The following is a 551-nucleotide window of genomic DNA, read 5'->3' on the forward strand; positions in this document are numbered from 1 at the left end:
CAGCGCCATCTGTACTACGGCAGCGGTCATCTCCAGCAGATAAATCTGGACCGGGAGGTCATCAGCGAGTTCACACGTGACGCCCTGCACCGGGAGGTGCTCAGAAGTCAGGGGCGACTGAGCACGCGGCAGCTTTACGACCCCGCCGGGCGGCTGAAGCGCAGGGAGACATACAGCGGGATGCGCGGGGTGGTAGCGGAGACGTTCACGGACCGGCAGTACAGCTACAGCGGCGAGGATGAACTGCTGAAGACGCGGCACAGCCGGCGGGGGGAAACGGATTACTTCTACGACCCCACGGGGCGCATCACGGCGTGTCGCTCCGAGGAAGAAGGGTATCTGGCGAGCTGGCAGTACGACGCGGCGGGAAACCTGCTGGGGAGGCGTGCGGGGGAAAGGGCCACGGCAGAAAACAGCGTGGTGCCGTTCAACCGGCTGATGTCTTACCGTGGTGTGCACTACCGTTACGACGAGTTTGGCCGGACGGTGGAAAAGCAGGGCCGGAGCGGCACGCAGAGTTACCGTTATGATGCGGAACACCGGATGGTGGA

The 551-nt window shown here is 63.7% G+C and carries 1 pseudogene; it reads left to right on the forward strand.

Annotated elements, in window-relative coordinates:
• Nucleotides 1–551, forward strand: a pseudogene (locus ATB02_RS25795) (type IV secretion protein Rhs); the annotation flags it as partial.

The sequence above is a fragment of the Escherichia sp. MOD1-EC5189 genome, assembly GCF_002966045.1.
Classification (GTDB): Bacteria; Pseudomonadota; Gammaproteobacteria; order Enterobacterales; family Enterobacteriaceae; genus Escherichia; species Escherichia coli_F.